Annotated in this window: 26 protein-coding genes and 1 pseudogene; 11 read left to right on the top strand and 16 right to left on the bottom strand. The window is 67.3% G+C overall.

The features are described from left to right. Positions 1-29 precede the first annotated feature (29 nt). The 4 genes from LTL01_RS05375 to LTL01_RS05360 all read right to left on the bottom strand — a co-directional run bounded on the left by LTL01_RS05375 (position 30) and on the right by LTL01_RS05360 (position 3,843). Positions 30-1,367: an HNH endonuclease signature motif containing protein gene (locus LTL01_RS05375; RefSeq protein ID WP_272877647.1), complete on the bottom strand. Its 1,338-nt coding sequence runs from the start codon at positions 1,365-1,367 to the stop codon at positions 30-32. Positions 1,368-1,553: 186 nt separating this feature from the next. After that, entirely contained in the window at positions 1,554-2,255 is a 702-nt protein-coding gene (locus LTL01_RS05370) for an SDR family oxidoreductase (protein WP_236967685.1), read from the bottom strand. Positions 2,256-2,318: 63 nt separating this feature from the next. Further along, positions 2,319-3,254: a prolyl aminopeptidase gene (pip, locus tag LTL01_RS05365; protein ID WP_236967684.1), complete on the bottom strand. Its 936-nt coding sequence runs from the start codon at positions 3,252-3,254 to the stop codon at positions 2,319-2,321. 145 nt (positions 3,255-3,399) lie between these two features. Beyond that, on the bottom strand, positions 3,400-3,843 hold the full coding sequence (locus tag LTL01_RS05360; RefSeq protein WP_308195171.1) for an anion permease: 444 nt from the start codon (positions 3,841-3,843) through the stop codon (positions 3,400-3,402). Between the two features lie 303 nt (positions 3,844-4,146). Between LTL01_RS05360 and LTL01_RS05355 the strand changes: the two genes are divergently transcribed. Further along, a complete protein-coding gene (locus tag LTL01_RS05355; RefSeq protein ID WP_236967683.1) occupies positions 4,147-4,827 on the top strand; it encodes a CPBP family intramembrane glutamic endopeptidase in 681 nt (226 codons plus the stop codon). Between the two features lie 354 nt (positions 4,828-5,181). Here the strand turns inward: LTL01_RS05355 and LTL01_RS05350 are convergent. Continuing rightward, positions 5,182-5,622, bottom strand: a pseudogene (locus LTL01_RS05350) (transposase); the annotation flags it as partial. Here LTL01_RS05350 and LTL01_RS05345 point away from each other — a divergent pair. Continuing rightward, the gene (locus tag LTL01_RS05345) at positions 5,609-5,977 is read left to right on the top strand and encodes a hypothetical protein (protein WP_236967682.1); all 369 of its coding nucleotides are present in this window, start codon (positions 5,609-5,611) and stop codon (positions 5,975-5,977) included. The pseudogene LTL01_RS05350 and the gene LTL01_RS05345 sit on opposite strands and share 14 nt — an antisense overlap. A gap of 153 nt (positions 5,978-6,130) precedes the next feature. Here the strand turns inward: LTL01_RS05345 and LTL01_RS05340 are convergent, their stop codons facing one another. Further along, positions 6,131-6,412, bottom strand: a complete 282-nt coding sequence (locus LTL01_RS05340) for a putative quinol monooxygenase (RefSeq protein ID WP_236967681.1) — start codon at positions 6,410-6,412, stop codon at positions 6,131-6,133. A 252-nt stretch (positions 6,413-6,664) separates the two neighbouring features. Between LTL01_RS05340 and LTL01_RS05335 the strand changes: the two genes are divergently transcribed. The 3 genes from LTL01_RS05335 to LTL01_RS05325 all read left to right on the top strand — a co-directional run bounded on the left by LTL01_RS05335 (position 6,665) and on the right by LTL01_RS05325 (position 8,052). Further along, complete coding sequence (locus tag LTL01_RS05335) at positions 6,665-7,078, top strand: DUF1801 domain-containing protein (protein WP_236967680.1); 414 nt, start codon at positions 6,665-6,667, stop codon at positions 7,076-7,078. A gap of 359 nt (positions 7,079-7,437) precedes the next feature. Continuing rightward, positions 7,438-7,593 carry a hypothetical protein gene (locus tag LTL01_RS05330; RefSeq protein ID WP_236967679.1) on the top strand — a complete coding sequence of 52 codons (156 nt, stop codon included), beginning with the start codon at positions 7,438-7,440 and terminating at the stop codon, positions 7,591-7,593. Positions 7,594-7,602: 9 nt separating this feature from the next. Further along, positions 7,603-8,052 carry a hypothetical protein gene (locus LTL01_RS05325; RefSeq protein WP_236967678.1) on the top strand — a complete coding sequence of 150 codons (450 nt, stop codon included), beginning with the start codon at positions 7,603-7,605 and terminating at the stop codon, positions 8,050-8,052. Between the two features lie 64 nt (positions 8,053-8,116). On the opposite strand, the gene LTL01_RS05320 is transcribed toward LTL01_RS05325, so the two are convergent. The 4 genes from LTL01_RS05320 to LTL01_RS05305 form a co-directional block, all read right to left on the bottom strand. Next, the gene (locus LTL01_RS05320; protein WP_236967677.1) at positions 8,117-9,013 is read right to left on the bottom strand and encodes an alpha/beta hydrolase fold domain-containing protein; all 897 of its coding nucleotides are present in this window, start codon (positions 9,011-9,013) and stop codon (positions 8,117-8,119) included. Between the two features lie 65 nt (positions 9,014-9,078). Further along, positions 9,079-9,477 carry a hypothetical protein gene (locus tag LTL01_RS05315; protein WP_236967676.1) on the bottom strand — a complete coding sequence of 133 codons (399 nt, stop codon included), beginning with the start codon at positions 9,475-9,477 and terminating at the stop codon, positions 9,079-9,081. Positions 9,478-9,539: 62 nt separating this feature from the next. Further along, positions 9,540-10,199, bottom strand: a complete 660-nt coding sequence (locus LTL01_RS05310) for a peroxiredoxin-like family protein (RefSeq protein WP_236967675.1) — start codon at positions 10,197-10,199, stop codon at positions 9,540-9,542. Positions 10,200-10,364: 165 nt separating this feature from the next. Next, positions 10,365-10,934, bottom strand: a complete 570-nt coding sequence (locus LTL01_RS05305; RefSeq protein ID WP_236967674.1) for a dienelactone hydrolase family protein — start codon at positions 10,932-10,934, stop codon at positions 10,365-10,367. Positions 10,935-11,127: 193 nt separating this feature from the next. On the opposite strand from LTL01_RS05305, the gene LTL01_RS05300 reads away from it, so the two are divergent. From LTL01_RS05300 to LTL01_RS05285, 4 genes are read left to right on the top strand one after another with little or no spacing between them, the layout of a single operon-like run. Further along, positions 11,128-12,342 carry a DNA cytosine methyltransferase gene (locus tag LTL01_RS05300; protein WP_236967673.1) on the top strand — a complete coding sequence of 405 codons (1,215 nt, stop codon included), beginning with the start codon at positions 11,128-11,130 and terminating at the stop codon, positions 12,340-12,342. Between the two features lie 15 nt (positions 12,343-12,357). Next, a complete protein-coding gene (locus LTL01_RS05295; RefSeq protein WP_236967672.1) occupies positions 12,358-12,801 on the top strand; it encodes a very short patch repair endonuclease in 444 nt (147 codons plus the stop codon). 10 nt (positions 12,802-12,811) lie between these two features. Continuing rightward, positions 12,812-13,660, top strand: coding sequence for a hypothetical protein (locus LTL01_RS05290; RefSeq protein ID WP_236967671.1), 849 nt, complete (start codon positions 12,812-12,814; stop codon positions 13,658-13,660). 47 nt (positions 13,661-13,707) lie between these two features. Beyond that, on the top strand, positions 13,708-15,171 hold the full coding sequence (locus LTL01_RS05285; RefSeq protein ID WP_236967670.1) for an ATP-dependent nuclease: 1,464 nt from the start codon (positions 13,708-13,710) through the stop codon (positions 15,169-15,171). On the opposite strand, the gene LTL01_RS05280 is transcribed toward LTL01_RS05285, so the two are convergent. The 4 genes from LTL01_RS05280 to LTL01_RS05265 all read right to left on the bottom strand — a co-directional run bounded on the left by LTL01_RS05280 (position 15,151) and on the right by LTL01_RS05265 (position 17,969). Further along, entirely contained in the window at positions 15,151-15,504 is a 354-nt protein-coding gene (locus LTL01_RS05280) for a dienelactone hydrolase family protein (RefSeq protein ID WP_236967669.1), read from the bottom strand. The two genes, LTL01_RS05285 and LTL01_RS05280, sit on opposite strands and share 21 nt — an antisense overlap. 19 nt (positions 15,505-15,523) lie before the next feature. Continuing rightward, positions 15,524-16,303 (bottom strand): lysophospholipid acyltransferase family protein, encoded by a 780-nt coding sequence (locus LTL01_RS05275; RefSeq protein WP_236967668.1) that lies wholly within the window; start codon positions 16,301-16,303, stop codon positions 15,524-15,526. A gap of 74 nt (positions 16,304-16,377) precedes the next feature. Then, positions 16,378-17,004 (bottom strand): alpha/beta hydrolase, encoded by a 627-nt coding sequence (locus LTL01_RS05270; protein WP_236967667.1) that lies wholly within the window; start codon positions 17,002-17,004, stop codon positions 16,378-16,380. After that, a complete protein-coding gene (locus tag LTL01_RS05265; protein WP_236967666.1) occupies positions 17,001-17,969 on the bottom strand; it encodes a ring-cleaving dioxygenase in 969 nt (322 codons plus the stop codon). Before LTL01_RS05265 ends, LTL01_RS05270 begins: the two co-directional genes overlap by 4 nt. A 440-nt stretch (positions 17,970-18,409) precedes the next feature. Here LTL01_RS05265 and LTL01_RS05260 point away from each other — a divergent pair, with 440 nt between their 5' ends. Further along, positions 18,410-19,609, top strand: coding sequence for an IS110 family RNA-guided transposase (locus LTL01_RS05260; RefSeq protein WP_236967735.1), 1,200 nt, complete (start codon positions 18,410-18,412; stop codon positions 19,607-19,609). A 24-nt stretch (positions 19,610-19,633) separates the two neighbouring features. Here the strand turns inward: LTL01_RS05260 and LTL01_RS05255 are convergent, their stop codons facing one another. After that, on the bottom strand, positions 19,634-19,840 hold the full coding sequence (locus LTL01_RS05255) for a hypothetical protein (RefSeq protein ID WP_053548866.1): 207 nt from the start codon (positions 19,838-19,840) through the stop codon (positions 19,634-19,636). Between the two features lie 454 nt (positions 19,841-20,294). Here LTL01_RS05255 and LTL01_RS05250 point away from each other — a divergent pair, with 454 nt between their 5' ends. Further along, positions 20,295-21,251, top strand: a complete 957-nt coding sequence (locus LTL01_RS05250) for a DUF7255 family protein (protein ID WP_236967665.1) — start codon at positions 20,295-20,297, stop codon at positions 21,249-21,251. 803 nt (positions 21,252-22,054) lie between these two features. On the opposite strand, the gene LTL01_RS05245 is transcribed toward LTL01_RS05250, so the two are convergent. After that, positions 22,055-24,175: a GmrSD restriction endonuclease domain-containing protein gene (locus LTL01_RS05245; protein ID WP_236967664.1), complete on the bottom strand. Its 2,121-nt coding sequence runs from the start codon at positions 24,173-24,175 to the stop codon at positions 22,055-22,057. Between the last annotated feature and the right edge of the window lie 37 nt (positions 24,176-24,212).

Below are 24,212 nucleotides of genomic sequence, written 5' to 3'. Positions count from 1 at the left end.
AGAAAGAGAGATTCGAAGCCGATTTCGGCTTAGAACGGTGCGGGGTCGGGCGGCGGTGCGCCGCCGCTCCCGTCCGGGGGTGGTGCCCCACCTCCGGACGGCATGAACCGCACCAGTGGCGCCGGTGGGTGGTCGATGTAGACCCTGCCGGTGGGTGAGGTCCATTCCAGGATCCCGCCGCCGAGTTGGCGGACACCCCACGAGGTGAATTGCTTCATCGAGTGGTGTCTTTGACAGAGGTGGCAGAGGTTCCGGATGTCGGTCGGGCCGCCGAGGGCGTAGTCGAAGGTGTGGTCGAGTTCGCAGCGGATCGCGGGGCGGCGGCAGCCGGGGAACCGGCAGTGCCGGTCGCGTGCCCGGAGGAGTCTCGCCATCGACGCGGTGCGACGGTAGGAGTCGGTGCACAGCACCTGCCCCGACACCGGGTGGACCACCAGACGCTCCCACGACGCGACGGCGCCCGCCAACGCTCGGGCGGTGGCCGGGTCGATCGGCGCCGACCCGACGAGGTCGACTGTCGTGGTGTCGTTCGCCGGGTCATTGTCCTTCCCCACGAGAGCGAGGGCGGGGACGACGACCTGCACTTTCGCGCGGATCATCCCCAAGGTCCCGTTCCCGTCCCCGTCGATGGTGGGGTCTGCGAGGGGGGACCCGGTGAGGAGCATGTCGCAGAGGATGTCCGCGCGGATCTGGTCGCGGGTTCTGCCGTCGGGGTCGGCGTCGATGATGGTGGAGGCCTGTTCGTTGAGCCGGTCATCGATCGCTGCGGCGAGGATCTCGGGGACGCAGGCGATGAGAGCAGACATCCCGTCGCCGACGGACTGTCGCCCGACCCGACGGTCCTTCCGGGCGTCGATGTGACGCTCCGCCAGGGTCCGCGGGTGCAGCTCCTGCGCCAGGTGGTCGAGGCGATCCTTCACCCGCCCGACCGATTGACCCACGCACATCTCCGCGGCCTGGGCATCGAACTCCGCTCGCGCATCGCGGGGCAGCACCGTCCCGCACCGCAGCACCGCGGTCGCGTGGCCGCGGGTGATCCGTCCCGCCTCCCATGCCGAAAGCGTGGCGGGGTAGCACTCGACCCACTCCACCGCCTGGTTGATCTGGACCTGCATCGACCGGTCGGTGGTGAACGTCACCCCGGCAAGCTCTGCTGCGACCGAGCGGTAGACCATCTCCTGCGACCGCACCGACGCCGACTGACGCCGCGCCACCCGCTCCGCGATCGCACCCGCCCGAGCCTGGTTCCGGACGTTCTCAACCTCGATCGCACCGAGCGCCGGGGTGATCCGCTCGGCGGCGCACGCGACCTCATCCAGTTCCGCGAGTTCATCCTCGCTGAACTCGACCAACCGGCTGGTATTCATGTTCGAATACTAGCGACTACCTCCGACATTCGCCTAGCACTTTTCAGCGAGATTGCATCTTCCGGCCGAGACTGCATCCCGCCGACAAGACTGTGCTCCTCGCACCGCGACGCCTCCGAACCGCGCGCCACCGACGGAGGAATCCCATGCGCTCTTCGAGGGCGCGCTCCCCCGCGACCCGCGACCTCACACCCCCGGGCGGATCATCAGCTCCGGAATCTGCGCATCCCGCGGCACGTCGAGCACCGTCAGCATCGCGGTGACGACCGACTCCGGATCGATGAACGCTCCCGGGTCGTACGCGGCGCCCTCCTGCTCGTGCACGCGCTCCTGCATCGGCGTCGCCGTGCGGCCGGGGAACACCGACGACACCCGCACACCGTGCGCCGCCTCCTCCTGCCGAAGCGAGTCGGCGAGCGCCTTCAGACCGTGCTTGGATGCCGCGTACGCCGACCACTCCGGAGACGCGCGCAGCCCCGCACCGGAATTCACGAACAGCACCTGCCCCTTCACCGCACGCAGCGCCGGCAGCAGCAGACGCGTCAGCTCGGCGGGCCCGGTGAGGTTGACGTTCAGCTGCCACTCCCACGACGACACCGGCAGCTCGCCGACGGGCCCCAGGTCGACCACCCCGGCAGCGTGGATCAACGCGTCGATGCGGTCCGGCAGCCGCTCTTCCGCCGCGGCCTGAGACATCGCGGCGGCGAGCGCTGCCGGAACAGCGAGGTCGGCGACAACGGCGACGGATCCCGGATGCCGCTCCTCGAGCTCGCGCGCCCGCTCGGCTCTCCGCGCGATGAGGACGAGATCGTCGCCCCGATCGCGCAGCCGCGTCGCAAGCGCTGCGCCGATTCCCGAACCGGCACCGGTCAGTACATGAAGAGCCATGCCCTCATGCTCGCACGCGGCACCAGCGCGCGCCCATCAGCCGACCCGCCCACAACCGCCCGACTACAGGAACCCGTCGATCGCCTCTCGCGTGAGCTCCATCTCGATCGGGCCGCCGTGCCCTTCGCTCTCGACGATCTCGAGTCGACTGCCCGGCCACGTACGGTGCAGGCGCCATGGGGTGATGGCCGGCCCGCTCACGTCCCGACGTCCGTGGATCAGCACCCCCGGGATGCCGGCGAGCTTGCCGGCCCGCTCGAGGACGGCATCCGCACCGCGCAGAAAGCAGTCGTTCGCCCAGTAGTGGGTGACGAGGGTGGCGAAGTTCTCACGGGTGCGGGCATCCTCGTGCAGCGGGCCGGGCTGCCATGCGGGGTCGAGCGAGATGTGCGTGGACTCCCACCGATCCCAGCGATCCGCCGCAGCCGCGCGGGTGGCGGCATCCGGGCTCCGCATCAATCGTGCATAGTGCTCGACGACCCGCACGCCCACCGGAACCTCGCGCGCGAACTCATCCCACGCCTCGGGGAAGATCGCTCCGACGCCCTCCGTGATCCAGTCGATCTCGGACCGGGCGCCGGTGGTCACGGCGGTCAGCACGATCTCGGTTACGCGTGTGGGGTGCGCGAGCGCGTAGGCCAGCGCGAGCGTCGACCCCCACGACACCCCGTGGAGCAGCCACGCGTCGATACCGAGATGTTCCCGCAGCGCTTCGAGGTCATCGAGCAGCGTCTGCGTCGTGTTCTCGTCGAGGCGGTCGAGATCATCGATCGCCCATGGCGTGCTCCGCCCACACCCCCGCTGATCGACGCCGACGATGAGGTGCGCGGCGGGGTCGAAGCGACGCCGGTATCCGCCCTGCCCCAGCCCGCCGCCGGGCCCACCGTGCAGGTAGATCGCGGGCTTGCCCTGCGGGTTGCCGGACGTCTCCCAGTACAGCTCGACCCCGCCCGGGCGACGGAGCCTGCCGGTCGCGAACGGCTCGATCGGAGGATGCACCGTCGCAGACTACTCCGGCGCCATCGCCGCGACCCCGGGACATTCCTCGCAACGGATGCCGCACACCACCCCGCCGAACCCGGCAACGCAGCGGTGCCCGGCGCGAACCTCCCCGCGCCGGGCACCACCACACCCAACGCCCCGGCTAGATCACCAGCCCGAGCGCCCACGGTCCGATGAGCACCGTGAAGAGGGTGATGAGGATCGCGCCGACGATGTTGAGCACCAGTCCGCCGCGGACCATCTCGATGATCTTCACCTGTCCAGACGCGAAGACGATCGCGTTCGGCGGAGTGCCGACGGGGAGCGTGAACGCGCACGTCGCAGCCAGAGCCGCGGGGATCAGCAGCGTCATCGGGTCGACGCCGACCCCAATGGCCACCCCACCCAGGATCAGGATGAACGTCGCCGCCGTGGCGGTGTTGCTCGTGATCTCGGTGAGGAACAGTACCAGGATGCCGGCGCCGATGGCGACGACGGTGTCGTCGAAGATGCCGAGCCACGGCATCCGCTCTCCGAGGTCTCCGATACCCGAGAGCAGACCCGGGACGATCCAGAAGAACGCGGCGAGGAGGAAGACCGCGAGCACGGTCTTCTCGCCCTGGCTGGTCGGGCCGAGCTTGGCGATCTCGTCGTTCAGTCGGGCATAGGCCGACTGCCCTTACGTGTAGAGACATGTCTCGTCCGATATACCGATCCCTCAGCGGGATGCGAAAGCTCACGGTGAAACATGCCGCCGCGGGTACGATCCAGTCCGTCCAACAGACCCACCACTCCTCGACAGCCCGGGGCCACACCACCGGGATCAGTCCCCAGAATGCCAGGAAGCTCAACGAGCCCATCCACACGATCCGATCCCCGAGCGATCCCGACGTTGCGGTACCTTGCAAGCATGGCGTCCACCGAGAGTCCGGCGCATCCGCCGCAGGGGCGGGCGAGGAACGCGCGCGTTCTACTCGTCATCGCGTCGGGGGCGGTCATCGCCTCATTCGCAGTAACGGCTGCCGCCGCGGCCGCGCCGTCGCCATGGCGGTCTCAAGCCGAACTCGCCGGTATGGGTGCGCTGTGGGTCATCGCTATCGGGACGGTCGTGGTGTGGCGGCGGTACGATTCGCTCGCTGGCATCGGCCTGCGTCGCGTCGGCGGGCGGGATGTGCTCATCGCGTTCGCATCCGGTGTCGTGCTCATGCTCGCGGTGCCGGCACTCGCCTGGCTGGCCACGACGGTCACTGCGGACGGGGTGGGGCTGGTCGAGTCAGCTACCGCTCGTCCGGCGCAGCTCGTCGTGCTGGGCGTGCTGACGGCGGCGGTCACGGAGGAGGTCGTGTTCCGCGGGGCAGCGATGGGCGCGCTCGCACGCGCGGGTGCAGTGCGGTTCTGGCAAGTAGCAGTGCCAGCAGTGCTGTTCACGGCGACGCATGTGGCGTGGTCTCCCGCTCACACACTCTTCGTTGTGCTGCCGCTGAGCGTTGCGCTGGGGTGCCTCTACTTGTGGCGGCGGAGCCTACCTGTCACGATGCTCGCGCACCTCATCATCGATGCACCGCTCGTCGTCTTCGCGCTGGCGGCGTGACACCGCGTGCTCGCGTCGGCCCATTCCGCGCGTCTGTGGGTGAGGACCGCGCGAGAGTGCATGTTCCTCAAGCGCCACTGACCAGACCGTTCCCGTAGAGGGATCCAGCTGCGGACGCACCCGCGCGTGCCCACGAGGTGGTCTGGCCGAGAATCACTCCGGGGCTTAGCCTCGACCTATGGCCTCCACACAGCACCGCACTCGGACGACGATGTCGGTCCTCGTCGGTCTGGCAGGTGTGGCCGCGGTCTCCGTCGTCGTATTCTTCGTGTCTCGTTGGCTCTCGGTTGGGATCTTTGCCGCTTGGAACCGATGGCAGCCGGGTCTGCCGCACAGATAGGTGACGGCTTCTAGTCACGCCGCGAGGGCGACGTCGGTGTTCATGATTGCTTCGTACTCGACCGGGGTCAACCCATGGAGCCGCTTCTGCCGGCGGCGTCGGTGGTAGGTGCGTTCGATCCAGGTCACGATGGCGATGCGGAGCTCGTCGCGGGTGGCCCAGGTGCGCCGGTTGAGGACGTTCTGCAGCAGGCTGAAGACCGATTCCATCGCCGCGGTGTCGCCCGCCGCGCCGACGCGGCCCATTGATCCGATCATCCCGTGGTGGTGCAGGGTGCGGACCATCTTCCTCGCGCGGAACCGAGATCCTCTGTCGGTGTGGACCACGCAGCCGGCGACGTTCCCGCGCCGTGCGACGGCGCTGTTGACCGCGTCGACCGCGAGGCGGGCCTTCATCCGGTCGCTGATCGAGTACCCCACGATCCGGCCCGAGAACACGTCCTTGATCGCGCAAATCCGCGGCGGCTTCCTCACGGCGGCCCTCGGGGTGGTGCTCATGGCACTGCCGGTCGACACGGACGTGTTCGCCCTCATCGGCCTGACCGTCGCCGGCCTCGGCTGCGCGCCCATCTACCCCGCGATCATCCACTCCACGCCGGTGAACTTCGGCCGCCGCAACTCGCAGGCGATCATCGGCATCCAGATGGCCTCCGCGTACACCGGGTCGACCCTCGCCCCGCCGCTGTTCGGCGCCCTGTCGGCCTGGCTCGGCCTCTGGACCTTCCCGCTCTTCCTCGCCGTGCTCGTACTCCTCGGCATCGTCATGTCGGAGCGCGTGAACCGCCGCATCCCGGTCGCGGTCGACGCGTAGGTCGGTGCGCGGGCGCGGGTCGCTGCCGCGGGTCGCTGCTGCCGTGGGTGACCGCCGCCGGCACGACCCGGCCGAGTGCGCATCCGTTTCGTGAGGGAGTATCCGATCGGGTGCGCACTCGCGGAACGGGTGCGCGATCGGGGCGGATGCGGGTCAGTCGGCCTCGGTGACCGCGTACTCGCGGGCGATCCCGGCGGTCGCGCGACCCCACTCACTCGCAGCGACCCGTGCCTGGTGCGCGTCGAAGGCGGCACGGTCGGCGAAGCGCTCGGCGACCTCCCACACCAGCGGATCGGCGGTCGCCGTGACCTCGAACCGCAGGCACCCCGGCTCAGCACGGCTCAGCGCGGTGTGCAGTGGCAACTGCCGCACAACGGTGGCGGCAGCATCCGTGTCCGCGCAGACGAGACGTCCGCGAAGTTCGACCTGGCCCATCCGTCGAGCGTACGCGGCCGAGCACCCGCACCCACACCCAACTGCATGCGGTCTCGGGCGATGGATGCGGTCTCGGCGGTGTGCGGAACAGCGACCCCCGAAGGGCGCACCCACCCCGCCCGAGTGCGCATCCGTTTCGTGAGGGAGTATCCGATCGGGTGCGCGCTCACGAAACGGGTGCGCGCTGGCGAACGGTCGCGCCGTGCACGCGCCGGGTACACAGGGGCGCGGCATCCGTCTACCCTCGGATGAATGAGCGACGAGGCACCGAGGCTGCTCTCGGGCGGGAACCCGCAGATCCCGAAAGGCGACGGCGATGGGCCCGTGCAGGCGTACATCGCGGCGATGCCGGAGTGGAAGAGCGACATCGGGCGGACACTCGACCGGCTCATCACCGAGAGCATCCCCGACGTCCGCAAGGCCGTGAAGTGGAACCAGCCGTTCTACGGCACGGACGGCGAGACGTGGCTGCTGAGCTTCCGCTGCTTCACGAAGTACGTGCAGATCGCGTTCCACCGCGGCACGTCGCTCACCCCGGAACCCCCGAAGGCGTCGAAGCACCCCGCGGTGCGCTATCTCGACATCCGCGAGACGGACGACCTCGACGAGGCGCAGCTGCGCTCGTGGTTCGAGCAGAGCGGGAAGCTCGCCGGCGAGAAGCTCTGAGCCGGCACGGCGGCACCGCCGGACGCCACCGCAGGCAGGACGGAGCCGCTACGGTATGGCCGTGCCGTTCGCCCTCGCCTTCACCGTCGTCCTCGGTCTGCTCGCGGTATTCCAGCTCGCGCTCGCGCTCGGCGCACCGCTCGGCCACTTCGCGTGGGGCGGCAAGGACCGCGTCCTCCCCGCCGGCAGACGTGTCGCGAGCCTGGTCGCGATCCTCGTCTACGCCGTCATGGCGCTCATCGCGTGGGACCGTGCCGTCCCTGATCCAGCAACGCATGTCGCTCGACCGTCAGCGCCTCCGGGCCCGCTGAATGCTGTTGTGGGGATTCGCGTTGGTGTACTTCGGCGTCACTCTCCACTTGAGTGCATCCAACTGGTTCGCCGTACCGTACTTGCTGTTCCCGCTGGTGGTCGTCGCGTTCGGCATCATTCGCGTTCGGACCGCCCGACGCGATCGGACCGCCTTCGAGGCCGAGCACGGCCCCGACGCCGGCAAGCAAGGCCCCGTCCACTGAACTGCCGGCTTGGAATCGCTCGTGCCCGACCTCCCGCTGATGGTCGACGAAGGGCGCCGACGTCAGCGCCATACTGCTGAGATGGAAAGCGATGCGAAGCCCCTTGCCGCGTCACGGCGGTCTCGCTTCGCTATCCCCAGCCTCGCCATCGGCGGCATCCTGATCCTGGCCGGCGTCGTCGGTGCCATGGCGCCATTGATGACGCGAGACGCGTCAGCGTGCGTCTACAACATCCAGCCTCCGGCGGACTTCACCGCGAGGTACCAAGAGGGCATTACGGCGACCGGCGAGATGATCTCCCTGCTCCCCTTCGGCGCGCAGTGCTCGTACCTAGCCCCGTCGACCGGCGAAACCGCTCTTTCCGTCGTTCCGCTTTGGCCGACCATCAGCGTGCTCGGCGGAGTTGCCGGCATCGCCCTGGGCGCAACAACCCTCGCCGTGCCCCGCCGGGCGGGCTAACGTCAGCACGGCCGCCTCCTTCGTCACTCGACTTCGAAGCGCACCCACCGGCACCCGAGGCTCCCTACCCCGCGACGGCCACCCGCACCGCGTCGACGATCTGCTCCTGCGCCTCACGCCCGGCACGCGTCGGCACGAGCGGATACACGTGCACCTGCCCGGCCTCCTCGCGGAGCTCGAACGACACCCCCGCCGCGCGCGCCTTCTCGGCGAGCACGTGCGCGTCGGGGTTCAGAACGTCGCGCGTCCCGGTGAACACGGTGATCGGGCCGAGTCCGGCGAGGTCTCCGAACAAGGGACTCACCACCGGATCCAGCAGGTCCAGGTCCCCGCGCCAACACTCGGCGAGAACCTTCCCTCCCGGGGTGCCGAGCCACGGATCGGTCGGCTGCACGATCGGGATGCGGGGGTTGCTCCACGACAGATCCAGCGCGGGTGAGATGAGGATCGACTGCGGCAGCACCACGCCCTCATCGCGCAGGGTGAGCGCGGCTGACAGGGCGATCTGACCGCCCGCAGAATCCCCCGCGAGGCACGTCGCCCCGTACGTCTCGATGCTCCCCCGCACGAGGGCGACGACGCCGTCCCGCACCTCCTGCGCTGTCCCGAACGGCACGAGCGGATAGATCGGAACCACGACCGCCACCGACGCCTCCGCCGCGACGCGCGCCGCGAGATGCCAGTGCTGGGCCGCGATCTCGTTGACCCATCCCCCACCGTGCACGTACACGACGGCTCCGCGCACCATCGGCGGCAGGATCGTGTACACCGGCCACCCGTCGACCTGTTCCACATCGACGCGGATGCCGCTCCGCAACCGCCCCGGAGGCCCGTACGGCACCGGCCGCACCTCTCGCTCCCGGATCCGCCGGCGCGCCCCCTCCGCGGTGACGAACGTGCGATTCGCGCGCATGAGCCGCAGGAGTACCGGGACGACGGCGTCGGGGAGGACGAGGTTCACCGCCCCAGCATCACACGAGTCGGATTTCGCGGGGTACTACCGGGTCCGCTCCGTGGCGTACGGGTTCAGACCTGCGAGAGAGCGGCGGGCTCCACGACGGTGACGATCGTCGAGGCCAGCCCCACGAGGCGCGGATCCGCGGTTGCGAGAGCGTCCGCTTGCAGCTTCGCGACGGAGATGTACTCGGCGTCGCGAAGCTCCGCCCAATCGTGTTCGCGCGCGAGGTTCCAGGCGGTGCGCCGGGAGACCCGGTCGCCGAGCAGACGGATCTTCGTCTCGGTGGCGCGCGTGTGGACCGCGAGCGCATCCTTCTCGTCGCGAGAACCGTCGCGGACCTCGGCGAGGAGAAGTTCTAGGAGGTCCGGCAGTATCCGATTGGGCGCGACAAGGGTGTGGGTGGGCACGACGACACGATCGCCGGAGGCGATCAACAGCAAGGTCGAGGCGTCGATTCCGTATCGCATCGGCGCCACGCTACTCCGACCGCACGACATCACTCACGACGAGGCGGGCATCACGCGGAAAGCTACAGCGCATCCACCGCCGCGAGGATCTCCGCCGTCTCCGTGCGCTGGGTGTAGTCGACCTTGATGTCCGCGAACGCGACCGTCCGCGCGGCGTCGACGACAATCACCGACGGGAACGGGATCGCCGGGGTGTCATCGGCGTTGCTGTCCTTCACCGCGAAGCCGAGCTGCGTGTGCGCGTCCTGCGCAGCGGCGCTCGGAGCGGTGACGATCCCGAGCGCGCCCGCGAGCGCGTTACCGGGGTCGGAGACGCCGGTATAGCCCAACTCGCCCTTCTCGACGGCGGATGCCGTCCCGTCCGGCGTCTGCGGGCTGATAGCGATCAGGCGCACACCGCGCTCGTCGAGCTCCGGAGCGAGGGTGCGCTGGTAGTGCGCGAGGGTGATGTTGCAGAACGGACACCACGCGCCTCGGTAGAACACCAGCACCGCCGGGCCCGCACCGAGAAGCGACTCGAGGTCGCGCGACTCGCCGCGGACGTCGACGACGGTCGCCGCAGGCAGCGTGTCACCCACCGACACAGCCCCGTCCGGCACGCCACCGGCACGCAGGTCGCTCTGCTCCTCGTCGAAGACGGCGGTCAGCGTCGGGCCGACGGCGTTCGAGAAGCCGGGGACGAAGTCGGCGAACTCCGCGGCGATGGTGTTCGAGGTGGTCATGAGGGCTCCTGTCTCGGAAGTCCCGCCGGCGGTGAGACGCGGCGGAGTCGGGTGTTTCCGATTATTCGGAGCGGATGCCGGGCCAGGGCGAAATCGCGCAAAGTCCAGTCACGGACGGTAACAATCCGCCCCACGCGACGTCAGCGCCGCTCCCCCGCAGGTCGGTCAGACGGTCGCGAGGAACGCCTTCACCCGCTCCATCATCACCGCGGCCGCCTCCGGGTCGAAGGCCTCGAGCGACGAGTCGGCGAACAGGTGCTGCGCCCCGGGGTAAAGGAACAGCTCGACCGTCGGCGACGAATCGGCGAGCGCGCGAGCCGCGGGCAGGTCCTCCTGGAAGAACTCATCACCCTCCTTGCCGTGGATCTGCGCAGGGAGCCCCGGGGGCCACGCCTCACCGAACTCCGAGACGGGGATGCAGGAGTACATGAGGAGCGCTCCGCGAGCGCCGGGCCGTGTCTGCGCCAGCTGCTGCGCGATCATCACGCCGAACGAGAACCCGGCGTACACGAGGTCGGTGCCGCACTCGTCGGCGAGCGCCACTCCACGCTCGCGCAGCGCATCGAAGCCGATCTCCTGTGCGAACGCGATCCCGTCGTCGATGGTGTCGAAGGTGCGCCCGTCGAAGAGGTCGGGGGTGTGCACGGTGTGCCCCGCGCGCCGGAGGTCATCGGCGAACGCGCGCACCCCGTCGGTGAGCCCCTGGATGTGGTGGAAGATCAGCACCTCGGCCATGCTGAGCATCCTCCCCCATTCACCGCTTTTCGGCAGCCCTCATCCGCTGGCGCTCCGTCCGGTCCTCGGCGTACCACCGCCACCTCGACGGACCGCTCAATGTCCGAGGTCGCGCGTATCTTCGCGGTCAGCCCGTCGACTCGAGTTCTGACCGAATCTCGAGTACGGTTTGACGTGAACTAGGAGCGCAAACATGTCGAACGCATCGTGGAAAGTGGCCGGGCTCTTCGCTGGTATCGGCGGGGTAGAGCTAGGGCTGGAACGCGCTCTTGGCAATCAGATCGAGACCCTGACGTTCTGCGAATGGTGGGAACCCGCGCAAGCAGTCCTTCGCGCGCGTTTCGAGGGCGTACCGATCGACACCGATGTGCGCAACATGAGAAAGCTCCCAGACGGGACGAACCTCGTCACGGCGGGTTTTCCTTGCACCGACCTGTCGCAAGCAGGCAGGACCGCCGGCATCGCCGGCGAGAACTCCGGTCTTGTCGTGAACGTGTTCCGGCTACTGGAGGATGCGCAGGAGCGCACCGGGCATCTGCCGACCCTTCTGATCGAGAACGTCCCGAACATGCTCGCCCTCGATCGCGGCAAGGCTATGAGTTACCTCATCGCCGAGATCGAGCGGCTGGGGTACCCGTGGGCCTACCGCGTAGTCGACTCACGCTTCACAGGCGTTCCTCAGCGACGTCGACGCGTGATCCTGGTCGCGTCGGTCGACTTCGACCCCAAGTCGATCCTCTTCGCAGATGATGCGGGCGATCGATCCGACGACTTCCACGACGACATGTTCGGTTTCTATTGGACCGAAGGGCGCGGCGGCCTCGGTTGGGCACAGGACGCAGTGCCGACACTCAAAGGCGGGTCGACCATCGGGATTCCATCACCGCCGGCCGTGTGGGTTCGGGGCGCCGAGCTCGGTCGCCGGCTCGTCAAGCCCTCCGTCGAGGACGCCGAAGCGATGCAGGGTTTCGACCGAGGGTGGACCAACGTAGAACACCTGTCGTCGCGGCGCAACGGCCCCCGGTGGAAGCTCGTCGGCAATGCTGTGACCGTCGGAGTCTCCCGATGGGTAGGTAGCCGACTCCTCTCTCCAGGCGACCCCGTCGTCGAGTTCCGGGATTGGGAGCCCGGCCGAGGCGCATGGCCAGCTGCTGCTGCCGGATCGGCAGGACGCATCCAAGTTCCCGTCGACCTTTCCGAGTTCCCCACGCACGAGGGGTACAACCACCTCGCGCAGATGATCGACGCATCCGCTGCAGAAGCACTGAGTCTCCGAGGTGCCAAGGGTTTCTGGAACCGCCTGCAACAAGGCAATCTCGGCCGCTACCCCGGCTTCCGCGCCGATGTACAGGAACACATCGATGCACTTGAGCGCGCCCAGACTGGAAGCGAGCCGCTCTTTCGTTAAGGCCGAAGGAGTGGCATGAGCGAGTTCGAAGCGACCTCCAGCAAGACATCGAGCCGAATGGCCCGCGTCGGCCAACGTGATACCGCCGCCGAGATGGCGGTCCGCAGACTTCTTCACGCCGCCGGTCTCCGCTACCGTGTCCAGTTTCCCGTGCCTGGACGGCCGCGGAGAACGATCGACGTGGCGTTCACCAGACTTCGCGTTGCCGTGTTCGTTGATGGGTGCTACTGGCACGGCTGTCCCCTTCACGCCACACAGTCCAAGACGAACGCGGACTGGTGGAGATCGAAGATCGAAGCGAACCGACAGCGTGACGCAGATACCAGCCGCGCTCTGATGGAGAGAGATTGGTTCGTGATCCGAATTTGGGAGCATCAGAGCCCAGTCGAAGCAGCAGCGGAGATCGGGCGGGTCGTCGCGCGCCGCGTCAATGACATCGGAGCCGCATCGAGCCGATAGCCTCGGAAACATGCATGGACCCGAGCTGCTGGCGCGATTCTTGTCGACCCCGGGACCGCCTGATAGCCACGGCAACGTCTGGCAGTACAACTCTCGCTCCGATCGTCACTCCAAGGTCGGGTGCTGGGGCGTGGCGTTCGACCTGCTCCTCACATCGAGCTTGCTTCGGCGCCATGTGGAGGACGGCAAGGTCGTACTGGGTGTGAATCATGAGATGCGCGACTTCGCAACGGGACGCAAGAAGGATCTCGACCTTGTCATCGCCCGCCCAGCGGGATCCGTGCCTACCCCGCATCGGAGCCTCAGTAGCCTCGCGCTCGACTACGGTGCGCCACTTACATCCGCCGAGCTCGCGACTCTGGATGGTCTGCCCGAGTTCCCCGTTGCTCCCGTCGGGGCGGTTCTCGTCGCATTGGAGGCAAAGGCGGCAATGACCGCGCACATTAAAGCGCTCCCGCGGCTGTACGACGAACTGAACTCATCGCACGTCTGCGTGCACGGCGCGTCAGCGCAGGCACTCGCCATCGCATATGTCCAGGTAAATGCCGCCGAGGAGTTCATGTCCTCCGTGACCAACAACTACGCGCTCACAGAGTTCCCCGCCCGCTACACGAAGCACAAGCAGCCGGGCGACACCGCACGGGTCGTCTCGAAGATCCGTGAGCTACCCCGCCGCACACGCCAGTCCGAGAACGGTTTCGATGGCATCGGCATCACTGTGCTCGACTTCGCTAACGACGGAGGCCCCGTGTCGATCGTCAGCGGACCGCCGGCACCTGGCACGAGCGACTCGGACAACTACGCACGCATGATCGAACGCATGGCGACTGAGTATGACACAAGATTCGTGGGAATCTGAACTTCCCCTCGTCGCTCAGCGGCTAGCCAACACCGTTAGGAGCAACAGTGGTCGCACCCACCGCATCGAAGCTGAGCAGCGCCTGGGATACTGCGCGTCACTCGCAATCCGGATGGCCGCTGTTTCTGACCTCCATCAAAATCGACGGGTTGCGCGGCTGGACTGGTCAGGCGGTTGAATTCAGGTACCCCGTGGTAGCAGTAGCTGGGACGAACGGTGCGGGGAAGAGCACGGTGCTCAAGGCTGCTGCCGCGGCATACCAAGCGCCGGCCGGCTCGCCTACGGTCACGTACTACGCAGACGATTTCTTTCCGAGCACGCCCTGGGAACAAGTGAGCGGAGTCATACTCGCTTACACCGTTCGGCAGGGAGACGAGACCAGTTCCTACACAGTCAGAAAGCCGACGTCTCGCTGGCGCGGCGCACCGGAGCGCAAGCGCCGGGCCGTGTACTTCCTCGACATTTCCAGGATCCAGCCCGCGAACACGCTGATCGGCTATGGCCGCACTGCGCAGGAAGTCATCAGCCAGGGAACTGAAAAGCCGCTAACGGATTCACAGGTCACCCAGCTGAACCGTACCCTCGGGAGGACCTACGACTCGGCGAGGATCGATGAGAATCAGGGCAAGCAAGTAGGAATCCTGACTCAGGGGGGAGTTCCGTACTCCAACTTCCACCAGGGAGCCGGTGAGGATTCGGTCCTGGACTTGATCGCACTCCTCAATGAAGCCCCGAACCAATCACTCGTAATCATCGACGAGGTGGAAGCTTCCCTGCATCCGCAGGCTCAACGCGGCCTCATGACGGAGATCCTCCGACTTGCGTTCGACAAGAAGTTGCAGGTGATTCTCTCCACGCACTCCCAATTCATTCTTGAACAATTGCCCGACGTCGCCCGCATCTTTGTCTCCGTCGATCGCGACTCAGAGCGTCAGGTATTGCACGGCGTTACGGCCGACTTCGCGCTCAATCTGATGGACGACGAACGACACGAAGAACTCGACATCTACTGCGAGGACGACGAAGCGGTTTACCTCATCGAGCGCATCCTCGCGCTCGGAGCACCCGAAGCTCTGAAGCGGGCTCGGATCACCAGCGTCGGACCTGCGAGCACAGTAATCGCGCTCTCCACGGTCGCGAGCAAGGCGAAGCTCCCGCGCGCAAGTCTATGCATCGTTGATGGGGAGCAGCCATCAGGGGCTACCTACCTTCGACTACCGGGCGAGGAGCGGCCGGAACGTGTCGTGTTTCAGTCGCTCGACGACTCGCATTGGCAGGCGGTGGCCGAGCGCCTGGGGCAGCCCGTCGGGGAGCTTCTCGACGCGAAGGATGCGGCCCTCCAGATCGAGAACCACCACGCCTGGGCGGGCGAGATCGCTCGGCGGATCGGGGGGACCATGCGGCCGTCAAAGGTTTGGGAAGCTATCGCGGACGTCTGGACGCGGGATGTCTTCGGGCAGGAGGCCGCGAAGGAATGGAGCGAGCCGGTCCTAGCTGCGCTCCCCAACTAACTGAGACGGGGATGCAGGAGTACATGAGGAGCGCTCCGCGCCCATCCGGGCCGTGTCTGCGCCAGCTGCTGCGCGATCATCACGCCGAACGAGAACCCGGCGTAGACGAGGTTGGTGCCCGTACTCGTCGGCGAGCGTCACTCCACGCTCGCGCAGCGCATCGAAGCCTACCTCCTTTGCGAACGCGATCCCGTCGTCGATGGTGGCGAAGGTGCGCCCGTCGAAGAGGTCGGGCGTGTGCACGGTGTGCCCCGCGCCCCGGAGGTCATCGGCGAAGGCGCGCACCCCGTCGGTGAGCCCCTGGATGTGGTGGAAGATCAGTACCTCGGCCATGCTGAGCATCCTCCCCCATTCACTGCTTCTCGGCAGCCCTCTTCCGCTGGCGCTCTGCTTCCATTGCTGCCGCGACCTCGGGGGTCGGCGCCGATCCACCCAGGTGCGCCGGCTGCCACCACTGTCCGTCGCCGGAACGCGGATAGGTCGCCTGCGCGTCGGCGAGCAGCGTCTCCAGCTCCGTGCGCAACGCGGCCGTGGCCTCGACCGGGTCGTCGGATTCACTCACGTGCATCGGCTTCCCGATCGAGACGCGGATCGGAGCGCGGAACGCCTCGCGGAAGCTCGCGCGGTGGTTCTTCGTGCGAAGGAACTGTCCGCCCCAGACGACCACGGGGATGACCGGAACACCGGCGGCTGCTGCCATTCGCACCGCCCCCGTCTTAAGCTCTCGCACCGTGAACGACGCGCTGACCCCCGCCTCGGGGAAGACGCCGAGCACCTCGCCGCGCCTCAGCGCCGCGACCGCGTTCGTGTAGGCGTCGCGTCCGGCGGACATGTCGACCGGAATGTGTCGCATTTGCCCCAGCAGCCAGCCGACGACGGGCTTGTCGGCGGCGCGCTTGGTCACCATGTACCGAACCCGCCGACGGGTTCGCAACCACGCGACCCACTCGACGAGGGCGAAGTCCATGTATCCGAAGTGGGTGATCGCGAGCACCGCCGGCCCGGACTTGGGGATCGACTCGGCGCCGGTGATCTTCGGCCGGAGCTGCAGCACTCCCCCGAAGAACACGCGGCCCGCGGCGACCGCCATCGAGTAGATCGGTTCGAATCGACGCTTCGGGTTCGGGTGCATCCGTCTATTGTTTCGCGCCCAGCTGTGAGATGGGCCGTGGGGCCAGCGCATGACCAGCCCCACGGATGCCGATCTCAGCGCCCCGCGAGCCACTCCCGTGCGGCGTCAATGTCGCTCTGCGCGAGTCCGTGCCCGCCCGGGCGGGTGTGACGCGTCACCTTCGCGCCGTGGGATGCCGCGGCCTCTTCCAGCCGGTTGACCGAGGCCGACGGAGCCATCGGGTCGGCGACTCCGTTGAGCAGCACGACCTCGACGGCGGAGACGTCGCCGATGGGGTCGCGGTCGGCGAACGGGAACATCCCGCTGAATGCGACGACGCGGTCGAGCACTTCGGGGTGCAGGAGCGCCGTCGCCAGGCCGATGTTCGCGCCGTTGGAGAAGCCGACCGCGATGATGCGGCGCTCCGCGAGGTCGTAGTGCTCGCGCGCGGCGGTGATGAACTCGGCCAGCTCCCCGGCGCGCTGGATCACGTCGTCGACGTCGAACACGCCCTCACCGAGCCGGCGAAACCAGCGGTTCATACCGCTCTCGCTCACGCGACCGCGCGGAGAGAGCACGCCGGCGCCGGGCCAGAGGTGGGAGACGATGCCGGTGATCTCCTGCTCGTTGCCACCGGTTCCGTGCAGCGTCAGCAACACCGGGGCGTCTGTCTCCCCGGGAGTGAAGACGTGCGGCCAGGACTCGACGGAGACCGCGCTCATGCCGCCGCCCCCGGGTTGTTCTCGGCGGGAAGCTGCACCGGCACGACGGCGGCCTCGATCGCCTCACGAGAGGGCTCGAGCCACGGCGGCAGTTTGAGGGCGCGGCCGAGTTCGAGGAGCGGCTCGTCGATGTCGAAGCCGGGGGTGTCGGTGGCGATCTCGAAGAGCACACCGCCCGGCTCGCGGAAGTAGATGCTCGTGAAGTACTGGCGGTCGAGGATCTCGGTCACCTGGTGTCCACGCGAAACGAGCTCGTCGCGCCACTGCTGCTGCGTCTGCTGGTCGGGCACGCGGAAGGCGATGTGGTGGACTGTTCCGCCGGCCGTGAGGCCGGTCGGGGTGAGGCCGGAGCTGACGACGTCGACGATCGCGCCCGGGAGCCCGTCGCCGGCGACGAGCCGGGTGCGGTTGCCCGCCTGCTTGACGACGCGCATGCCGAGGTCGTTGACGAGGAGCCCGACGGTGCCCTCCGGGTCGCGCACGGTGAGGACGCTGGAGTGCTGCCCGCGCACGGCGTACTCCGCCGGCACGCTCGCGGAGTCCCAGGGGTCGCGCGGGTCATCGGTGCTCGTGGCGACGAGCTCGATGTGGAGCCCGTCGGGGTCGGCGACCATCAGGCGCTCCTCGCTGCTGGAGGGCGAGGTGATGTGCGGTTCGGCGCCGAGGGAGGTGAAGTGCTCGTGCCACCAACCGAGGGATCCGGCCGGAACGCTGAACGCAGTCGAGGTCGACTGCCCCGAGCCGATGCGTCCGGGGGCGATGTTGCGCCATGGGAAGAACGTCATGAGGCTGCCGGGGCGCCCGGACTCGTCGCCGTAGTAGAGGTGGTACGTGCCTGGGTCGTCGAAGTTGACCGTCTTCTTCACCAGCCGCAGGCCGAGCCCGCGAACGTAGAAGTCGATGTTCTTCTGCGGGTCACCGGCGAGTGCGGTGACGTGGTGCAGTCCCGAGGGCGCGACATTCATGGGATTCTCCCGTCGATGGGTCAGGTGGGTGCGAGGCGTCGTGGTGGCGATTCTCGCACTATTTCCATTCAAGCGCATAGAAAACCGGAACATTCCCGGGTTGCCACTTGCGGCGCCCCGGCATGCAGCCCCGTGGTCACGAGTGCCGCGCGGCGAGCCCTTGGGATTCGATACCGGACTGAGAACCACTCCCCCCCGTTACTTTCTTCATGACCGTCTGGCGGAGGATGCTGGGCGGTGACGGCCTGCTGGGCCCGGCATGATTGCTGCCCCCTGTCCTTGATGATCCGGGGGGGTGTTGTCACCGGGCCTGGTTGGCGGTGTGTGATCGCTGATAGGGGCCAGGCCCGAGCACGCTCGAGGCCGTTCGTAACGTGGATGCCGAGACGCACCGCCTGCGGACGCCGTCGGGAGCGAACGGAGGCAACGTGGTCACCAGTATCGACAGATACGACGAGGTCGGCGTGTTCGTCGGGCTCGATGTCGGCAAGGGCGAACACCACGCCGTCGCCCTCGATCGGGCCGGCAAGCGGCTGTTCGACAAGCCGTTGCCGAACGACGAGCGTCGACTGCGGGCAGTGCTCGACCAGCTCGCGACGCACGGGACCGTGCTGCTGGTCGTGGATCAGCCGGCGACGATCGGCGCGCTGCCGGTCGCCGTCGCGCAGGCTTTCGGGGCTCTGGTCGGCTACCTTCCCGGGCTGGCGATGCGGCGCATCGCCGATCTGCACCCGGGCGAGGCGAAGACCGACGCGCGGGACGCCGCGATCATCGCCGAGACCGCACGGACGATGCCGCACACGCTCCGCTCGATCCAGGTCGCGGACGAGCAGGTCGCGGAACTGTCGATGCTCTGCGGGTTCGACGACGACCTCGCCGGACAGATCACCCAAGTCAGCAACCGCATCCGCGGGCTTCTCACCCAGATCCACCCCGCGCTGGAACGCGTGATCGGGCCACGGCTGGACCATCCCGCGATGCTCGACCTGCTGCAGCACTACCCGTCCCCTGCGGCGATGCGATCAGCGGGTGAGAAAAGGCTCGGGAACCGGCTGCTCAAGAACGCGCCGAGGAAGGGTCGCGTCTGGGCGGGCGAGATTGTGACCGCCCTCGGTGAGCAGACTGTCGTGGTCACCGGCACCGACGCGGCAGCGCTCGTCCTCCCGCGGCTGGCGGAGCAGCTCGCCGCGCTGCGCAGGCAACGGGACGAGATCGCTGGTGAGGTCGAGAAGATCGTCGAGCAGCACCCTCTTCAGCCGGTCCTGACGAGCATGCCCGGAGTCGGCGTCAGGACCGCAGCCCGGCTCCTCACCGAAGTCACCACCAGAACCTTCCCGACCGCCGGGCACCTCGCCGCCTACGCCGGCCTCGTACCCGTCACCCGCAGATCCGGGGCCTCCATCCGGGGTGAGCATCCGTCCCGCCGCGGGAACAAAATCCTGAAACGGGCCATGTTCCTCTCCGCGTTCGCCGCGCTCCGCGACCCCGAGTCGCGCGCCTACTACGACCGGAAGATCGCGCAAGGCAAACGCCACAACCAAGCACTCATCGCCCTCGCCAGACGCCGATCGGACGTCCTCTACGCCATGCTCCGCGACGGCACCCTCTACCAGCCACACACCACCGCGATCGCCGCGTGAGCTTCGTCCGGACGGAGCCAGAGTTCAGCGCGGGTCGGCAGCCGCCCGCCGCGACGACCTCATCGACCCGATCGGCATCATCGGCACGGCCAGACCGGCGAACGCGATCAGAGGCCAGAAACTGCTCGACACCACCGCCAACACAATCCCCACGATCGCCAGCGCGATCGCGATTGACCACACGAGGACCCTCAGCCAAGTCGGGACCGTGGATTGCTTCGCGCTCCTCATGTCCGAAGCCTAGCCGCCAGCGTTACAAGCCCGACGAGACGCACACGACGTTCCCAGCAGCCACCCCGTCGTGCTTGACAAAGAACATAGGGGCACCCCCCACTCGCGAAGCGAGTCCGACGCTGCCTGAGCATCGACGTTGGACAGGGTGCGGCAGTCGGCGTCCATCGTGCCGGCGTACGGGCAACGGCACGAACGTCTCGTTGAGAAGATCCCCGCTCTTCACGCTGCGCATCCCGCCGCGTTCGATTCCTTGGATTCTGGACTTGGGCCGATTGGATGGCATCGTTCGAATATTGGGCATCGACTGTGATGCCCACGGTCGTCGCCGATCCGGCGGAGTAAGCGGTCAACTCGGACACGATGGACACGGAAAACAACCTGGTCAAGTCAAACATTAGAAACATTGCGGGCAACTTCCGGCATTGACAGGACACGTGCGAGAGTCATTCGCATGGCACGACTTCAACGGCAGAACGCGCTCGTCGACGCGCTTCATCAACTCGGGTTCCAGCTCGGCAGAAATCTGCCTGTTCCGCGATTGCCCGGTCTGCCGGAACCTGCGGCATCGTGGACCATGGACGCCTACAAGCAGCTCGGCGGGGTGCTCAGAACGCCAGTCCTTAAACCGCTCGGGTGGGACATTACAACGACGGGCGGGCTCATCGTCGAACTCGACGAAGAACAGCACTTCAACCGCTATAGAGCTGCCACTCTCAACACGAGTTGGGCTGTCCACCTGCCTTGGCGAGAGGATTACCTCGCCTACTGCTCCGAGCTCGAGCACATCGCCCTCAAGGGTCACTCTGGCGGAGGGTTCTGGTCGAGCGAGGGTTCGGTTGACCAGTTCGGCCCAGCTGGACCGCGTCGCAGCCTGGAAGGCGCGGGGTCGCCCCGCTGGAAACAGCGAGCGATCTACGACGCATTGCGCGATGCCGCCGCGGCCGCGGGATCGGTTACTCTCGCCCGCGTCTCGGTCCACGACCGCGTTGGCGCCGCGCGACTGGGCGACGCGCTTCGCGGCCACGCGCGCCTCGACTTGCGAGCACTCCACGCACTCATCACCTCGCGCACTTCCAACCGTGATCACCTCGCTCGCGGCACTCGCCCCCAGCGGGACGACGTTCGATCCAACAGCCCCGCCCGGCTGGCGACGAGTCCGGACGAGCGCCCTGCCAGCCAGGGCGACGCCGCGACATTCGAACCGACGAAATCGGCACGGACGCTCACTAACGATGACTTCGTTACCGTTAAGGATCTCATGCGCGAGCTTGGCTATGACGACGACGGTCGAGTCGTTCGCGCAGCCCTCCGGAGGGCCTTCCCGAGTCACCCCAAGAACAGTCGATGGGACCCGCTCTCCCCCGATAAGGTCAGCGCCGTACGCAGGAGCGTCAGCCCAAAGCGATGATGATCCCCAGTCGGGCATTGCCCGCTGACGGCGCTCCACGAACGTCGCCGAGCCGGCTGTTGATTCGCCGCACGGGGAAACTGGCGTCTGCGAGAGCGGGGGCAGCCCTTACGCGGGAAAGTGGTCGCGCTCGCGCCGCCCGTGCACGTGAACGTTGGGCACAACAGAGACTCCGGTCAGAGCGTTTGGATCGGAGGGATGCGCGGCGGCGTATGAGGAAACGCCGTCGCCAATTCGTCGCGAGCACGTCGACCTACCAGCCTCACAGGCCCGCGCCCGGCAGCCCGATCCTCCTGTGACCAACGGATCACACTCCGTGCTCGCAACCACGGGAGCAACGGTCGCTGCCAGCTGACCTCGCACAACACTCCGTAAGGCAATGGCACCTGAACGTGATGGACACTCGTGGAGCCTGGAAGGGTCGAAGTCGGACCGTCGGTGAATTCAATGTGTCGGTACTCGCCTGAAAGCACAGTGCTTGGACCTACGCCCCACGTGCCGCCGGATTCGGCAGCGAGCGCGCGCCCGTCGCCGAGGAGCGAAGCCCATCGCCAACACACGTTGTGTGCTGGCGCAGCACCTGATTGGTGCCACACAAAGACCAACAGTCTGTCCCCTCCCTGGTGTTCAGCGAAGACGTTGAGTCGAGGGCGGACGAGAAGCGCGTAGGCGAGGCCGGTTAGAGCGACGGCCGTCGCGATCAACCCTGCAACATCACCGACTCGGCTGATAACAACCCAAACGTCAAAGGGCGGCGGACCCAAGATCTCGTTCGTCACCGCGCTCATGCACTGGCCCCGCGTCTACTCCGCCACGCTCTGACCGGAGTCGGCCCCCGACCCAGCACCCTCGCCATTGAGCAATTGCTCGCGGAGCGTGTTCAGCCAAGGCCCGTTCTCGACGCGCCAGAAGAACCACGCGTTCACACTTCCGCCTCGTACCTCTCGCGCCGCGGCAGCGGGAGACGAGTACTTCTTGCCCAGGTACAGAACCTGCCCACCCGCCAAGACCTCACACTTGGCGTCAGGCCAGCGACCATCAGTGCAGACGAGCGTCGCGCCGACCTCGAGCAGCCCGGCTGCGATGAGGTGGGGGTAGCCCGTGGTGGCCTTCGAATGCCGCGAGGCACGGTCGATGACTTTGCCCTCGTGCCCGTCCGGCACAGACCACGTTTCGAGGAACGCCTTCGTGAGCTCGGCGGTGCGTTCGTCGATCAGCGACTCATCCCAGCCGCCGACGGATCGAGCCACGACCGCCCGGTTCATGAGGAAGACATCATGGCGGTCGACTGCCGCGCGCTTGCCCTTCTCACCGAGCCAGGCGCTGTTCGACACTGATGCGTTGAGCGATCCCGTGAGTAGCGTGAGATTGCCCAGACGATGCACGTGATCATCGCGGTCTGCTTCGTCCGCTGCACCCTCAACGGGCCAGTTCGTCCGCCAGCCCCGCGGCAGCAGGTGCTCGACCTGCTGCTTATCGCGAAAGATTCGGATGCCGGACTTCGATGCGCCGGGCGATGCATAACCGCGATACCAGTCTTCGGCTGCCTGCAGAAGGAGCCTCTGCATGGGCTGGGAGAAGCGCCGGTAGAAGTGCTCGGTCGCGAGCGCAGAAGTGATCTCCGCGTCGCCGGGCCAGTAGGTGCTGGCGTACTGCTGACCGGTCAGGAACCGCTCGACGACGCCGACGACGTCAGATTCACCGGCCCCGCGCCCCACCGACACGAGATCGGCCGCGATGCGACCGAGGTCGCTGCTCTGCAGCCGCAGGAGCCGGCGACGGATGATCCAGCTCTCGACCATCCCGATCACTCGATCGACGACCGGCCGCGAGTACCTGGCGCGCGGCTCGGTCAGCCACAACACGACGGGCTTCGTGATCTCGACCTGCGCGACACCCATTCGGTACATGTGGAGTTCGAGTCGACTCAGGTCAGCGTGGGCGTCCGCGGCGCGCTCGGTGAGGTGCTGATACGTCTTTGCCTGCTCACTGATCAACTGGAGCAGCTCCACCATCGAGAGCTTCGTCTCGTGTTCGACGAAAAACTTGAAGCGGGTAAAGGTCGAGCGCGGACTGATCTCCTTGCCTACCCGCGACACAAGCCACTGGCTCAGGAAGACCGCGCTGCGCGTCGTCGCGTAGCGGCCGACGCTGACCTCCGCCTCCCAGAATTTCGCCTCGAACGGCCACAGATCCCGATACGCACGCTCCTCGTCCTCCCCCTCCAGCTTGAGGCGCTGGAAGACGAAGTTCTTGATGAGATCCGCCGCGGTGAGCGGCGTGCCGCGTGCGTTCAACGTCTCGAAGATCTCTTGCGAGTCCTCACTCGCGTTCAGCTGTATGACGACGAGCTCGAGCGCGTTCTGGAGAGCCACAGAGAGCGCATCGGCTCGCACTGGCGCCGGCTCGGGTCCTTCGTCGAGCCACTTGCCCACACGTTCATAGAAGAATTCGTGTGCCTCCACGATCAGCGACTCGCGGTGCGAGAGCTCTGCGTAGTCGATGGGTGGCTCGGCCAGCATCACCTCCTGAAAGGCGACGCGGTCACGGTTCGTGTGGCGGAGCTTCAAACCGGGCTTGTCGGTACCGAGGAACATCGCGCTGTTGTGAGTCAGGAACTCGAGCTGCCCCGTCAGTGCCGCGAGCTCACGCGCCGTGAACGCCGCCGCGGTCGCGTCCAGCACGAGCTGCAGCGTGGTGAGCCGCTGCTGACCGTCGACGATCAAAAACTCCTGCACCCCGACCGGCTGCGCGTCCGCCTGCTGCGTCACAACCGCCCCGAGGAAGTGCGTCGCGAGCGTCCCCGTGCTGCCCAGACGGTGCTCCGCGATACGACGGATGTCGGCCCAGAGCGGTCCCCACTGCTCGTCCTCGTTCCACACGTAGGGGCGCTGGTACAGCGGCACCGTGAGGTGCTGCGGCATCCCGAAGATGCCCTGCGGAGTCGTAACGTCAGTCTTC

It is taken from the genome of Microbacterium aurantiacum, from assembly GCF_021654035.1.
Taxonomy (GTDB): Bacteria; Actinomycetota; Actinomycetes; order Actinomycetales; family Microbacteriaceae; genus Microbacterium; species Microbacterium aurantiacum.
This window is presented reverse-complemented; position numbering and strand designations above follow the sequence as displayed.